The 14,351-nt window shown below is 71.3% G+C and carries 12 protein-coding genes; 4 read left to right on the top strand and 8 right to left on the bottom strand.

Annotated features, from left to right (window positions below; translation table 11 throughout):
- Positions 1-6: 6 nt before the first annotated feature.
- The 3 genes from aroQ to aroC are packed head-to-tail and all read right to left on the bottom strand — an operon-like array spanning position 7 to position 3,175.
- Positions 7-441: a type II 3-dehydroquinate dehydratase gene (gene aroQ / locus LX16_RS07195; protein WP_147134929.1), complete on the bottom strand. Its 435-nt coding sequence runs from the start codon at positions 439-441 to the stop codon at positions 7-9.
- Positions 438-2,000, bottom strand: coding sequence for a 3-dehydroquinate synthase (gene aroB / locus LX16_RS07190; RefSeq protein WP_147134926.1), 1,563 nt, complete (start codon positions 1,998-2,000; stop codon positions 438-440). Before aroB ends, aroQ begins: the two co-directional genes overlap by 4 nt.
- Complete coding sequence (gene aroC, locus LX16_RS07185) at positions 1,997-3,175, bottom strand: chorismate synthase (protein WP_147137171.1); 1,179 nt, start codon at positions 3,173-3,175, stop codon at positions 1,997-1,999. Before aroC ends, aroB begins: the two co-directional genes overlap by 4 nt.
- Positions 3,176-3,324: 149 nt before the next feature.
- On the opposite strand from aroC, the gene LX16_RS07180 reads away from it, so the two are divergent.
- A complete protein-coding gene (locus LX16_RS07180; RefSeq protein ID WP_147134922.1) occupies positions 3,325-3,690 on the top strand; it encodes a YbjQ family protein in 366 nt (121 codons plus the stop codon).
- Here the strand turns inward: LX16_RS07180 and LX16_RS07175 are convergent.
- On the bottom strand, positions 3,677-4,273 hold the full coding sequence (locus LX16_RS07175) for a prepilin peptidase (protein WP_158645512.1): 597 nt from the start codon (positions 4,271-4,273) through the stop codon (positions 3,677-3,679). The two genes, LX16_RS07180 and LX16_RS07175, sit on opposite strands and share 14 nt — an antisense overlap.
- A gap of 215 nt (positions 4,274-4,488) precedes the next feature.
- On the opposite strand from LX16_RS07175, the gene LX16_RS07170 reads away from it, so the two are divergent.
- Positions 4,489-5,091, top strand: a complete 603-nt coding sequence (locus LX16_RS07170) for a DUF1349 domain-containing protein (protein ID WP_211354324.1) — start codon at positions 4,489-4,491, stop codon at positions 5,089-5,091.
- Positions 5,092-5,139: 48 nt separating this feature from the next.
- Here the strand turns inward: LX16_RS07170 and uvrA are convergent, their stop codons facing one another.
- The 3 genes from uvrA to rsgA all read right to left on the bottom strand — a co-directional run bounded on the left by uvrA (position 5,140) and on the right by rsgA (position 10,419).
- Positions 5,140-8,031 (bottom strand): excinuclease ABC subunit UvrA, encoded by a 2,892-nt coding sequence (gene uvrA, locus LX16_RS07165; protein ID WP_244615702.1) that lies wholly within the window; start codon positions 8,029-8,031, stop codon positions 5,140-5,142.
- A gap of 100 nt (positions 8,032-8,131) precedes the next feature.
- Positions 8,132-9,217: a hypothetical protein gene (locus LX16_RS07160; RefSeq protein ID WP_147134916.1), complete on the bottom strand. Its 1,086-nt coding sequence runs from the start codon at positions 9,215-9,217 to the stop codon at positions 8,132-8,134.
- A 122-nt stretch (positions 9,218-9,339) separates the two neighbouring features.
- Entirely contained in the window at positions 9,340-10,419 is a 1,080-nt protein-coding gene (gene rsgA, locus LX16_RS07155) for a ribosome small subunit-dependent GTPase A (protein ID WP_244615771.1), read from the bottom strand.
- Between the two features lie 280 nt (positions 10,420-10,699).
- Between rsgA and LX16_RS07150 the strand changes: the two genes are divergently transcribed.
- Complete coding sequence (locus LX16_RS07150; protein WP_244615701.1) at positions 10,700-11,347, top strand: MBL fold metallo-hydrolase; 648 nt, start codon at positions 10,700-10,702, stop codon at positions 11,345-11,347.
- A 431-nt stretch (positions 11,348-11,778) separates the two neighbouring features.
- Here LX16_RS07150 and LX16_RS26525 read toward each other — a convergent pair whose 3' ends face one another.
- The gene (locus LX16_RS26525; RefSeq protein ID WP_158645511.1) at positions 11,779-13,011 is read right to left on the bottom strand and encodes a hypothetical protein; all 1,233 of its coding nucleotides are present in this window, start codon (positions 13,009-13,011) and stop codon (positions 11,779-11,781) included.
- A gap of 108 nt (positions 13,012-13,119) precedes the next feature.
- Here LX16_RS26525 and LX16_RS07140 point away from each other — a divergent pair, with 108 nt between their 5' ends.
- The gene (locus LX16_RS07140; RefSeq protein WP_244615770.1) at positions 13,120-14,346 is read left to right on the top strand and encodes a LysR family transcriptional regulator; all 1,227 of its coding nucleotides are present in this window, start codon (positions 13,120-13,122) and stop codon (positions 14,344-14,346) included.
- The last annotated feature ends 5 nt before the right edge of the window (positions 14,347-14,351 follow it).

The raw sequence follows: 14,351 nt of genomic DNA, 5'->3' as shown, positions 1-14,351 counted from the left end.
CCGGGTTCAGCCCGGGGCGGTCGCTGCCAGGTGTTCCAGGGCGAGGCGGTAACCGTCCGGCCCGCATCCGACGATGACCCCGTCGGCGTGCGCCGACACGTAGGAGTGGTGCCGGAACGGTTCACGCCGGTGCACGTTGGAGATGTGCACCTCGATCAACCGGCCGGTCAGCATGGCGCAGGCGTCACCGACCGCCACCGACGTGTGGGTCCAGGCGGCGGCGTTCAACACCACGTCGGTGCCGGTGTCGGCCGCGTCGTGCAGCCAGCCGAGGAGTTCCGACTCCGCGTTGGTCTGGCGCATCTCCACGGTGAGGCCGAGCCGTGCGGCGGTGTCGGCGACCAGGGTCTCCAGGTCTCGGTAGGTGGCGGCACCGTAGATGTGTGGTTCGCGGGTACCCAACCGGTTCAGGTTGGGGCCGTTGAGGACCGTCACGTTCACGTCGACACCTCCCGGTAGGCGGCGAGCATCAGGTCCGGTGTCACGTCGTCGACGACCACCGGTGCGGCCACGTCGTCGAGGAGCACGAAGCGCCGGGTGTCGCCCACGTTCTTCTTGTCGAGTCGCATCGCCGCGTCCAGTTCCTCCCAGCGGCCGCCGGGGTATCCCGTGGGCAGGCCCACCGCGGTGAGGATCGCCCGCGTCCGGTCGACGAGATCGGCCCGGCCGGTGAGGCGGCCGAGCACGGCGGCGTAGACCATCCCGATCGCCACGGCCTCGCCGTGACGGCGACCGAAGTGCTCGACCTTCTCCACGGCGTGCCCGAAGGTGTGCCCGTAGTTGAGTATCGCGCGGCGACCGGTCTCACGCAGGTCCCCCGTGACGACCTCGGCCTTGACCGCGACGGCCCGCCGAACGAGCTCGGCGGTCTGCGGTGACGTCGGGTCGATCGCCGCCTTGGGGTCGGCCTCGACGATGTCGAGGATGACCGGGTCGGCGATGAGGCCGCATTTGACGATCTCGGCCAGCCCGGCCACCCTGTCGGGTTCCGGCAGGGTGGCGAGGGTGCCGAGGTCGCACAGTACGGCCCGGGGTGGGTGGAACGCGCCGACGAGGTTCTTCCCCGCCGAGACGTTCACGCCGGTCTTGCCGCCCACGGCCGCGTCCACCATGGCGAGTGTGGAGGTGGGGAGCTGGATGACCGGGACGCCGCGGAGCCAGCACGCCGCGACGAAGCCCGCCAGGTCGGTGACGGCGCCGCCGCCGACGCCGATCACGACGTCGGAGCGGGTGAACCCGGCCTCGGCGAGCCGGTCCCAGCACCGGGCCGCCACGTCCACGGTCTTGCCGGATTCGGCGTCGGGGACCTCCACGGGGAGCACGGTGACGTGTTCACCGATGTACGCGGCGACGCGGGCGGCGTGCGCCTCCAGCGGGGCCGAGTACAGGACGGCGGCGCGGGTGGCCCCGGCGAGGTGGTCGGTGAGGGCGATGGTGGCGTCGGGGCCGATGACGACGTCGTATCCGTCGGACTCGCCGCCGACCCGGATGACGGCGGGCTCGCCCGTCCACCGGGCGATCTCGTCGGCGACCTGCTCGGGGGTCGTCCCGTCCGTGGCGATCTCGAAGTCGGCGATCTCGCGGTACAACGGCCGGCGCTGTTCGAGCAGCGCCTTCATGGTGGCGCGTGGGTTCACGGCCAGCAGCGGCCGGCCCGCGCCGAGCCCGACCCTTCCCACCGCGGCGGTCAGTTCGACCGACAGGAAGACCACGGTGTGGTCGGCCAACAGCGCCCGGGTGGCGTCGGCCATGACGGCGCCGCCGCCCAGTGCCAGCACACCGTCGTGTGTGGCGAGCGCGGTGGCGACCGCGTCGCGTTCCAGCGCCCTGAAGTGGTCCTCGCCGTGTGTGAGGAAGATGTCGGGGATCGTCATACCCGCGGCGGCGGCGATGTCGGCGTCGGTGTCGCGGAAGCCGACGTCCCAGCGACGCGCCAACAACGCGCCCACAGTGGACTTACCGCTGCCGGGCGGGCCGACCAGCACCACGCGGGGACTCATCGGATCACCAGGTTCTCGAGGTAGGCGGCCAGGTTTCGTGCGGTCTCACCGACGGAGTCGCCGCCGAACTTCTCCAGCGCGGCCTCCGCCAGGACGAAGGCCGTCATCGACTCGGCGACCACCGCGGCGGCGGGTACCGCGCACACGTCGGAGCGTTGGTTGATGGCCTCGGCCGGTTCGCCGGTCACCACATCCACCGTACTCAATGGACGGGTGAGCGAGGAGATCGGCTTCATCGCGGCACGCACCCGCAGCGGCTCACCGGTGGTGATGCCGCCCTCCAGGCCGCCGGCGCGGTCGGTGGTGCGACGCACGCCCTGCGGTGTCGCGGTGATCTCGTCGTGCGCCCGCGATCCCCGGGAGCGGGCCTGCGTGAACGCGTCACCGATCTCGACGCCCTTGATCGCCTGGATCGAGGTCAACGCCATCGCCAGCCGGGCGTCGAGTTTGCGGTCCCACTGCACGTGGGATCCCAGGCCGGGGGGAACGCCGTACGCCAGCACCTCCACTATGCCGCCGAGGGTGTCGGCGTCCTTCTTCGCCGCGTCGACCTCGGCGACCATGCGCGCGGAGGCCGCCGGGTCCATGCACCGCAACGGGTCGGCGTCCACCTTCTCGCGGTCGCCCGGGCCGGGGAGCAGTCCGGGTTCGGCGGCGACGGAACCCAGTTCCACCACGTGCGAGACGATCTCGACGCCCAGTGCCTGACTCAGGAACGCCTTGGCGACCGCCCCGACCGCGACCCGTGCGGCGGTCTCGCGCGCCGAGGCGCGCTCCAGGATCGGCCGGGCGTCGGCGTGGTGGTACTTCTGCATGCCCGCCAGGTCCGCGTGTCCGGGACGAGGGCGGGTGAGCGGCGCGTTGCGGGCGAGTCCCGCCAGCGACTCCGGATCCACCGGGTCGGCGGCCATCACCTGTTCCCACTTGGGCCACTCGGAGTTGCCGACCCGGACGGCCACCGGTGAACCGAGGGTGCGGCCGTGCCTCACCCCTCCGATGAACTCCACGACGTCCTGTTCGAACTTCATCCGGGCGCCCCGGCCGTATCCGAGACGGCGACGGGCGAGTTCGGTGACGACCTCGGAGCTGGTGATCCCGATCCCGGCGGGAAGCCCGTCCAGGATCGCCACCAACGCCGGGCCGTGTGATTCTCCAGCGGTCATCCAGCGCAGCACGTCGGCAAGTCTGTCACGGGCGGTGAGGACGTCACCGACCCGGTCGGGCCGCTCCCAGCCGTTGGACACGCCACCCTCGCGGGCCGCGCCCGAGGTGGGGCTACCGCTATGCTCTCGACAGACGTGATGGGTCGGCGGTTGGGGGCGGTGTGGGTATCGAGGAGTACGGCGGCGGCATAGATCCGGGGGCCGGGATCCTCGTCGTCACCAGTAACGAGGTACCCGGATACCGCATCGACCGGGTCATCGGCGAGGTGTTCGGTCTCACCGTGCGGTCGCGCCACCTGGGCAGCCAGATCGGCGCGGGCCTGAAGTCGATGTTCGGCGGAGAACTGCGCGGCCTCACCAAGACCCTGGTGGAGAGCCGGAACCAGGCCATGGACCGGCTGCTGGAACAGGCCCAGGCCCGGGGTGCGAACGCGGTGGTGGCGATGCGATACGACGTCACCGAGGCGGGTGAGTCGGGCACCGAGGTGTGCGCGTACGGAACCGCCGTCGTCGTCAGCCCCGCGTGACCACGACTCCGATTGCGGTCCCGGCCAGCAGCGCCGGACCGAACGGCAGGCGCGCGGTCACACCGTGGCGAACCGCGACCACCAGTCCGTGACCGGCACCGGCGAGCAGTGCCGCGAGTCCGGCCGCGATCGCGGTGTCCACACCGATCCATCCGGTGATCAGCCCCAGCAGGCCGCCGAGCTTGACGTCGCCGAAGCCCATTCCGCCGGCGGCGCAGGGAACCGCGAGGACGGCCATCGCGGCGGCGGCCGCGGCCGCCGCCCGGGTCGCGGCATCCGGTGTCCCGGTGACGATCACGGTCGCGATCAGCCACGCCCCGACCACCGGGAACGCCGGAAGCACCAACCGGTCGGGAAGCCGATGGATCCGGGCGTCGATCACCGGGAGCGCCATCAACACCGGGCACAGCACCAGGAGCACCGATGCCGTCGCCGGCGGCACCGAGGCGGCGGTGACGGTGGCCGCGGCCGCGCCGCATCCGAGTCCGACGGCCGTCGGCCGGTCTCCCGTGAACCCGGCGACCAGGCGCCGGGCCGCCGGAAGCGCGAGGACGGGAACCACGGCACACCAGAACAGGTACATATCAGACATATAGCGCGGAACGCCGTCACGCGCCAGGCGATTTCAGGTCGGGCGCCGTATTCCACCACCCCGGATACGGCCGGCCGGGCCGAGTGGCGGGACGCGCGCACCACGGTGTCGCCGGGCCGGCAGGGATTCCGTCCACCTCGCACACACCGGGTCCGACGGCGGCGCATAGGATACGGCCGTTCTCCGAGTGGTGAAGCGAGGTTGGCGTGGACACACCGGACCGCATCGACTGGTCTCAGGCGAGGTGGCTCAATCCCCCGTTGCGCTCGCACGTCGACGGCGGCGACCTGCTTATCACGACCGACGACCGCACGGACTTCTGGCGCGTCACCGGTTACGGCTTCACACACCACAACGGCCACGCGCTGCTCACTCCGCTACCGGAGGGCACCGCCGTGGAGGTCGACTTCGACGCCGACTTCTCGGAACTGTACGACCAGGCCGGCGCGATGGTCTACACCGACGAGTTCACCTGGTTGAAGGCGGGCATCGAGTACACCGACGACGCACCGCATCTGGGGGCGGTGGTGACGCGCGGCATGTCGGACTGGTCCATGGCGCCGGTACCGGAGTGGCGGGGACATCGCATCACGGTCCGGGTGTCGAGGCGCAGTGACGCCGTCACCGTGCGGGCGCGACGTGCCGGGGAGTCGTGGCGGATGGTCCGGTTGGCGCCGTTGGATCCGACCGCGCCCGCCGCGGCGGGGCCGTTCTGCTGTTCACCGTTGCGGGCGGGTCTCCAGGTACGGTTCACCGGTTTCCGGTTGACGTCGGCCGACACCGGGATCCACGACGACCCCGCGGGGTGACGCCGGTCGAGGCGTGTCCGGGGCGGCCGGTCGACCGCCCCGGATCACTCAGCCGGTGGGAAGCAGGTCCCGCAGGAACCGCCCGGTGTGGCTGACCGGGTCGGCCGCGACGGTCTCGGGGGTGCCCGCGACCACGACCGTGCCGCCCTTGTCGCCGCCCTCCGGCCCCATGTCGATCAGCCAGTCGGAGTTCTTTATGACGTCCAGGTTGTGTTCGATGACGATGACGGTGTTGCCCTTGTCCACCAGTCCGGACAGGACACCGAGCAGCTTGCGGATGTCCTCGAAGTGGAGACCGGTGGTGGGTTCGTCGAGCACGTACACGGTCCGTCCCGTGGACCGCTTCTGGAGTTCGGCGGCCAGTTTGACTCGCTGCGCCTCGCCACCGGACAGTGTCGGCGCCGGTTGGCCCAGGCGCACGTAACCCAGTCCGACGTCGACGAGGGTCTTCAGGTGCCGGTGGATCGACGAGATCGCCTTGAAGAACTCGGCGGCCTCCTCGATCGGCATGTCCAACACCTCGGCGATGGTCTTGCCCTTGTAGTGGACCTCCAGCGTCTCCCGGTTGTACCGGGCGCCGTGGCACACCTCGCAGGGCACGTAGACGTCGGGCAGGAAGTTCATCTCGATCTTCAGAGTCCCGTCGCCCGAGCAGGCCTCGCACCGGCCGCCCTTGACGTTGAACGAGAACCGGCCCTGCGTGTAACCGCGTACCTTGGCCTCCGCCGTCTCGGCGAACAGCTTGCGGATCTTGTCGAAGACGCCGGTGTACGTCGCCGGGTTCGACCGCGGTGTGCGCCCGATCGGTGACTGGTCCACACCGACGACCTTGTCGACCTCGTCGAGGCCCTCGACGCGGCGATGCCGTCCGGGGACCGCCTTGGACCGGTTGATCTGGCTGGACAGCACCTTGTAGAGGATGTCATTGACCAGAGTGGACTTACCGGACCCCGAGACCCCCGTCACCGACACCAGGCAGCCCAACGGGAAGGTCGCGTCCACATTGCGCAGGTTGTGCTCGCGCGCGCCCTTGACCTTGAGGCTGCGACCGGGCTGCGGCTTGCGGCGCCGCTCCGGGACCGGGATGCCACGTCGGCCGGACAGGTAGTCGCCGGTGATGGAGTCCTCGTTGGCCAACAGCTCGTCCACGGTTCCGGAGTGGACGATCCGGCCGCCGTGCTCGCCGGCACCCGGGCCGATGTCCACCACCCAGTCGGCGGTGCGGACGGTGTCCTCGTCGTGTTCGACCACGATCAGGGTGTTGCCCATGTCGCGCAACCGGACCAGGGTCTCGATGAGCCGGTGGTTGTCCCGCTGGTGCAGGCCGATCGACGGCTCGTCCAGGACGTAGAGGACGCCGACCAGGCCGGCGCCGATCTGCGTCGCCAACCGGATCCGTTGCGCCTCACCGCCGGAGAGGCTGGCCGAGGCGCGGTCCAACGACAGGTAGTCGAGACCGACGTCGAGCAGGAAGCGGAGCCTGGCGTTGATCTCCTTGACGACGCGCTCGGCGATCATCGCCTGGGACTCGGTCAGTTCCAGCTTCGCCAGCAGTTCCGCGCAACCGGCCACCGACAACCCGCAGACCTCGGCGATGTTGTGGCCGGACACCGTCACGGCGAGCACCTCCGGCTTCAACCGGGTGCCGTGGCAGCTGTTGCACGGGACCTCACGCATGAAGCCCTCGTACTTGTCCCTGGTCCACTCCGAGTCGGTGTCGGCGTGCCGGCGCTCCACCCACGGCACCACCCCCTCGAAGGAGGTGGTGTACGAGCGGTCGCGGCCGTGCCGGTTGCGGTACTTCACCAACAGTTTCGCGTCGTGGCCGTGCAGGATCGCCTTCTGCGCCCGCGACGGCAGGTCGTCCCACGCGGTGTCGACGTCGAAGCCCAGGACCTCCCCCAGCGCCACGAGTTGGTAGAGGAAGTAGTCGCCCATTCCGACGCTCGACCACGGCGCGAGCGCACCGTTGCGCAACGTCTTCTCGCCGTCGCGGATGACCAGCTCCGGGTCGACCTCCTTGCGGACGCCCAGTCCCGTGCACTCCGGGCACGCGCCGTACGGGGTGTTGAACGAGAACGAACGCGGCTCGAGGTCGTCGAGCGCCAACGGGTGGTTGTTGGGGCAGGCGAGGTGTTCGGAGAAACGGCGCTCCCGCACCGGGTCGTCCTCGGCCAGGTCGACGAAGTCCAACAGCACGATCCCGGCGGCCAACCCGAGTGCCGACTCCACCGAGTCGGTCAACCGCTGCTTCGCCGACGGCTTCACGACCAGCCGGTCGACTACGACCTCGATCGAGTGCTTCTCCTGCTTCTTGAGCTTCGGCACGTCGGTCAACTGGTGAACGGTGCCGTCGACCCGCGCGCGGGCGTACCCCTTGGTCTGGAGGTCCGCGAACAGCGACTCGTATTCGCCCTTGCGGTCGCGCACCACCGGCGCGAGTACCTGGAACCGGGTGCCCTCCGGCATCGCCAGCACCTGGTCGACGATCTGCTGTGGACTCTGCCGGGAGACCGGTTCCCCACAGATCGGGCAGTGCGGGTTGCCTATCCGGGCGAACAGTAGCCGCAGATAATCGTAGATCTCGGTGATCGTGCCGACGGTGGAGCGCGGGTTCTTGGAGGTCGACTTCTGGTCGATCGACACCGCCGGAGACAGGCCCTCGATGAAGTCGACGTCGGGCTTGTCCATCTGACCGAGGAACTGCCGCGCGTACGCCGACAGCGACTCGACGTACCGCCGCTGCCCCTCCGCAAAGATCGTGTCGAACGCCAGGCTCGACTTTCCCGACCCCGACAGGCCGGTGAAGGCGATCAGGGCGTCCCGGGGCAGGTCGAGGCTGACGTTCCGAAGATTGTGTTCCCGCGCGCCGCGGATGCTGATGTGGTCACCGGGCCGACTCCCGGGCTTGCTCGACTGTGCTGAACGCGGACTACTCACGTGCGGAACCTATCCCCCAGGTATGACATCGCCGTCGCCGACGGCCGTTCGAAAGCCTACTCACCGCCCTCCGGTCCACGCGGCCGTGACCGCGCCGCGGTCAGGCGGGCCAGGTGAGGGCGGGGACCACGACCGCCGCGATGGCCGCCGCGTACAACGGCGCTGTGGTGAGCCGGGTCTCCGACGCGGCCGGGATCACGTACCGGTTACCGGCGGGATCGCCGTCGAGGATACGCGCGAGGCCGCGCCACACGGCCGCCCCCAACAGTACCGCCGCCGCGATCACCGGCGCGATCACGACGACCGCGACGCTGCTCACACCGGACACGGCGACGAACACCGGTGGGACGGTGGCGGCCAGCCCCGTCACGACCACCGCACGCGCGTGACGCGGCTGTCGACGCCACCAGCCGTCGGCGATCCCGAACCGGCTCGACCCGACGACGGACACGACGTCACCGGCCGCCAGCCACAGTCCGGCCCCGCCCAAGGCGACCGCCGACAGCACCGTAATCCCGGTTGCGCCGCCCTCCGGGCCGCCCGACAACGCCTGTACCACGGCGAACTGGCCGGCCGTGTACCAACCGAGCAGGTCGCGCAGGTCACGCGCCCGCCACACCGCCACCACCGCCGCCGTTCCCAGGACCGCCGCCGTCACGTCCCGGGTGAGGTCGTGACTCCCGGCGGCCGAGGCCCCCGCGAGACTCACCGGCACCGCGACCGCCCACGGGCCGGCGGCGACGCCGGGAAGCCACCGGGTCGCGCCGGCCACCGGCACCACCACGGGGACCGCGAACGCCACGGCGGTGAGCGCCCAGGCGGCGGCCGGCGCGGTGCCCCCGGTGGCCGCGGCGGTGATTCCGGACACCATCACGGTCACGGCCAGGGCTGACACGACCAGGCACAGGTGCCGCAGCACCCGGCGGCTCGACCGGTTGCGTTCGTATGCCAACAGGCCGACCGCCGCCGTCAGCGCCACCACGGTCGCGCCCCACCGGACCGCCACCGTGGGCGCGGTCACCGACACCAGGCCCGCCGTCACCACGGCGACGGTGAGGACGACGAACCCGACGGCCGTGCGGTCACCGATCCTGCGTGTGGCGACGTGACGTCGCAACCGGGACGGCGCGGCGATCACGGTGATGAGTCCGAGCGCGACGACTGTCGCGGCGGAGGTGTCGATCATTGCCTCTCCGGGCGGTTGACGGCCCACGGCCGGACCGCACGGGGCGGTTCAGAGTCTCGCAGCCCGGATCGGGCGGTCCGCCGGAGCCCCGAGTGCCGCCCGCGACGGCGCCGGGCGTGCCCCTAACGTTCCCACGGGTGGAGGTTCCGTTTCGGTCGGCGGCCCCTACGGCGCCCGTCCCTGCCCCGCACCTCGACGCGCTGCCGTTCGAACGCCTGCTCCCGTTGCAGTTTTCGCCAGTTGTCGAGCCTGCGCGTGGTCACCAGTCCGTTCGCGACGGCCTCCGCCACCGCGCATCCGGGCTCGGTGTCGTGGCGGCAGTCACCGAACCGGCAGGCCGCGGCCAGTTCCTCCAGGTCTCCGAACGCCAGGGCGAGGCCGTCGGCGGGGCTGGCGGCGTCGCCGGGGCGCCGGTCGAATAGGCCGACCGCCCGCAGCCCGGGGGTGTCCAGGACGACACCGCCGCCGGGGATCGGGATGAGGGCGCGATAGCTGGTGGTGTGACGGCCCCTGCCGTCGGCGCGCAGCCGCCGGGTGGCCATGACCTCCGCTCCGGCCAGGGTGTTGACCAGTGTGGACTTACCCGCTCCGGAGGCGCCGATCAGTGCCAGGGTGCGGCCGACGGCGATGTAGTCGCGCACTCGCGCGATCCCGCGGCCGGTGACGGCGCTGACGGGTATCACCGCGGTCCCCTCCGGGACGGCGGTCGCCAGGTCGGCGGCCAACAGGTCGGGATCGGCGACGGCGTCGGCCTTGGTGAGCACCAGGATCGGCTCGGCCCCGGACTCGTGGGCCAGCGCCATCAACCGCTCGATACGGCCGGCGTCCGGATCCGGGTCGAGGGATTCCACGACGGCCACGGTGTCGGCGTTGGCGGCGACGGCCTGGCCTTCGGCGGCCTTACCGGCGGTGGAACGCACGATGGCCGACCGCCGGGGCAGCACCGCCTCCACGGTGAACCGGTCGTCGTCCCACCTGCGGACGGCGGTCCAGTCGCCGACGCTGGGCATGGCGAGCGGGTCACGGGCGATGATGCCGAGCATCCGGCCCGCCAGACTCGCCCGGGTGGTGCCGGTCTCGGTGAGAACCGTGCACACGCCGCGGTCGACGCGCGCGATGCGACCGGGCCGGTTGCCCCGGCGGTCGAAGCGCGCGTATGAGGCGGCGAACTGCGCGTCCCATCCGAGGGACGCCAATGACATGGTCAACGAAGCACCTTTTCTAGGTTTTCGCAGTACCGGGCCGGCCACTCAGTGGCGGGCGGCGGTCACCGGAACGGCGGCGGCTGTCGCGAGTACGCCAGTGGAACAGCCATGGGAACATCGACCCTGTACTCGGGTCCGCTGGGGCATACCCGCCACCTCCTCTCTCCGGCTTCATCACCACGGTCGACACGACGACGACGCCTTAGAGGCTAGGACGCGCCGAGTCCGACCGCAAGCCGCTTTTCGCACCTGACCCGGCGTTTGACACCCTGGAACCGTGAACAGCGGACATGTCGAACCCGGTGGCCCGCCACTGGTGTTCCCACTGACCGACGGGCGGCTCACCAAGTTCTCCGTCAGCACCATGGACAACAACGTCTACCTGCTCGGCTGTGCCGTCACGGGCACTCAGGTCCTGGTGGACGCGGCGGCGGAGCCGGAACGCATCCTCGCCGTGACGGGGGAGGCCGGACTCACGGCGGTCGTCACCACGCATCGTCATTGGGATCACATCCGTGCCCTGCCGCGGGTGGTGGCCGCCACGTCGGCGGAGTCGCTGGCGCACCCCGACGACGCCGACGAGATCCCGGTGGTCACCCGGACGGTCTCCGACGGCGACGTCGTGCGGTGCGGCCGGTTGACGTTGTCGGTCATCCACCTGAGAGGTCACACGCCCGGCGGTGTCGCGCTGCACCTGGCCGACCCCGCCGGACCGGACCGGCTGTTCACCGGTGACAGCCTGTTCCCAGGGGGCGTCGGAAAGACGTGGGGTCCCGGTGACTTCGACACCCTGATCGGTGACGTGGAGGCGAAGCTGTTCGCGCGGTTCGGCGACGACACGGTGGTGCATCCTGGGCACGGTGACGACACGACGCTGGGCGCCGAACGGCCCCATCTGGCCGAGTGGCGCGCCCGCGGCTGGTGACGGCCGACCCCGGGGACCGGGCTCACGGCCGAGGCCGCATCCGGCCCGGGCCGTGCCGCCCGTGATACCGGCGGAACCACCACGTCCATCCGCCGGAGACCCGTCGTGCGGGTGTGGCGGGCGATCGGCCCCGATTGTTCCACATCAGACCGACCGCCCGTTGGCACCGGCGGTGTATCGTCACCACAGCCGTACCCGGTGCGCAGGAGTGGGCTACTTCTAATCGCAATGAGTGATTCGCGGGTTCGAATCCCGTCCGGCTCCGGCCGGTCGTCCAGCGGCCAAGGACACGTCTCCCGCTCCGACTCGATCTCGGGTACGGCGCCCGGCGTCGCGGGCCCGCCGCCATCCGGAACCGAACCGGACGGCGGCGGGCCCCACGAGTAGGCGCCGGTGTCGCGGCGGCCCCCTCGTCCAACCGTCGCGGGGACTCAGGCCGCTCCGTGCAGCAGCGCACGGTACGCGCCGGACTCGGACGCCATCGCGGCCACCGCGTCGAGCGCGTCGTCGATCGCCTCGGCGAACCGTTCGGCACCACCGAGTTCCGCCAGCGTCTCCGGCGGAATGAACTTGATCAGCAGCGCGTCGGTCCCCGGCGGCAGGCCCGCGAAGTGGACGGTCAGCAGTCCCTCGGACGCCAACAACGACATCGCCACCGCGGCGGTGGCCTCGATGGGGGCCAGGTCGACGGGGACGCCCGCCGCGCGGCGGCGGATCTCCGCCAGGATCCCCGCGCCGGGCAGTCGCGTGATGAACGGCGTCTCCTCGACCCAGTCGCCGAGCCGCCGCCGCAGCGCGTCACCGACCAGGCGTGTGGAGGCGATCAGCTCGCGCACCCGCTCGGGCCGGTACTCGTCGAGGCAACGCACCACCGACGGGTAGAGCACCGGCCTGCACTCGGAGCCCAGTTCCACGGCCCGTGCCCTCGCCTTCGCCACCAGGTCGGCCCGGCCGCCCAGCAGACCGACACGGGGACCGGCGACGCCGTACTTGTCGAGGCCGGTCGCGCCCAGGTCGGCACCGAACTCCAGTGTGCGGGGCTGTCCCAGTACCGCCGGCCCGACCCTGGCCCCTCCGGCGTCGTCCACCACGACGACCGCCCCCGCCGCGTGGGCGTCGGCGACGATGCGGTGCAGGTCGGCCTCGGGAAGCGCGTCGTAGGTGACCGCCAACCGGGTCACCACCACCACGCCGACTTCCGGGTGGGCGGCGAGCGCCCGCGCGCAGGCTTCGGCGCCGACGGTCTCGACCAGGACGCCACCGGCGTCGCGCACTCCGCGCACCACCGCCGGGTGGCTGTAGGACGGCGAGACCCCGATCACGGTCGCACCCGGGACCACGGTCACCTGGAGTGCCGCGAACAGTGCGGCGGTGAGCCGGTTGGCGACCATGACGTCGTCTCGGCCGGATTCGCCCCCCAGATGGGCCAGGCCCAGTTCACGCAGCCGTTCGCCGAACAGCGCACCGCTCCACTCGTCGTCGAGGACCCAGTCGTCGAGGTCACCGGGCATCGGGAGGCCGCGTTCGAGCCCGCTCACGTTGTACAGCGCCTCGCCGGCGGCGTGCCGTCGCGCGATGTGCCGCCACGCCTCGGTCAGTTTGCGGACGTGGTCGCCGGTGTCGGTCAGGATCTCGCCGGAGTCGTACGGCAGGGCACTGCTCATTAGGTCTCTCCTCGCGGTGGGGGTGTGCCCAGTCAAACAGCGCATGAACCGCGCGACAAGCGCAACTCTGCACCGGTGACCGTTCGATATCGTTCACCTGTGTTGTCGATGACCGGCCTGCAACTACTGCATCAGTTGAGAATGCGCGGCACCCTGACCGCCGCGGCCGAGGCGCTGCGGATGAGCCGGTCGGCGGCGAGTCACCGGCTCGCCTCACTCGAACGGCGCACGGGCGTGCCGTTGACCGAGCGGGTGGGGCGCGGCATCCGGCTCACCGAGGCGGGTGTCGCACTGGCCGACCACGCCGCCCGGGTGCTGACGGAGCTGGAACGCGGTGAGGGTGTGCTGGAGCGGTGGCGTGGCGAGTTGACCGGCACCCTGACGGTCACGGCGGTCCAGACGATCGCGATCAACGTCATGCCCGGGGTTCTCACCGTGTTGCGGGAACGGCATCCGGGGCTTCGCGTCGAGTGCCACACCCGCGACACCGAGGCGGCGGTGCGCGCGGTGTCCGCCGGCGACGCAGACGTCGCGGTGGTGCCGTCGTATCGGGCGACGCCGTTGCGGATTCCGCCGGGAGTCCGGTCCCGGCGGTTGGGCCACGATCCGTTGCGGGTGGTGTTGCCGAAGGGGCATCGGCTCGCGGAGGTGGCGGCGGTCAGGTTGGCGGACCTGGCGGCCGAACCGTGGATCACCGGCGAACCGGACGGCCAGTTCGGGCGACTGGTTCCGTCGCTGTGCCGCCGTCACGGCTTCACTCCGGACGTCCGGCACCGGTCCAGCGACCACCTCGTGATCGGCGCGCTGGTCTCGGCGGGGCAGGGGGTGGCGCTGATACCGGCGTCGGCGCGGTCGGCCGACTGGCATCCGGTGGTGGTGCGCCCGATAGCCGGGGAACGGACCGGGCGTGACGTCCTGGCGTTGACCCGTGACGGCAGCCGGGGCCGCCCGACCGTGGACGCGGTACTGGGGGCACTCGAAGAGGCCGGGCTCCCCGCTCCGGAGTCCACGGAGGAGACGACCGTCGCCCGGTTACGGCCCCGGACGTTCCACCGTGGGACCGGACGGGTACGCCGACTCCACCGGGTACTTCGAGGACCTGCGCGGCCATCGGCGTCACCAATACGACGACCACTACACCGACACCGGAAGCCACGACTACACGTGCTCGGCTTGCGGCAGCCCCGACGAGACGCTCGTGCGCACCACCGGGCGGGACCTGCACGGCGAGCACCCGCGCGGCTCCCGGCGCGCCCGCGACACCCGCACCGCGAACCCGCCGCCCTGACCGGTTCGGCCCGGCGCGGCGACACGGCGATGCCGGGCCGGTGGTAGAAACA

The sequence above is a fragment of the Stackebrandtia albiflava genome (assembly GCF_007994225.1).
GTDB lineage: Bacteria > Actinomycetota > Actinomycetes > Mycobacteriales > Micromonosporaceae > Stackebrandtia > Stackebrandtia albiflava.
Note: the sequence above shows the minus strand (reverse complement) of the source record. Positions and strands in the feature narration are given on the sequence as shown.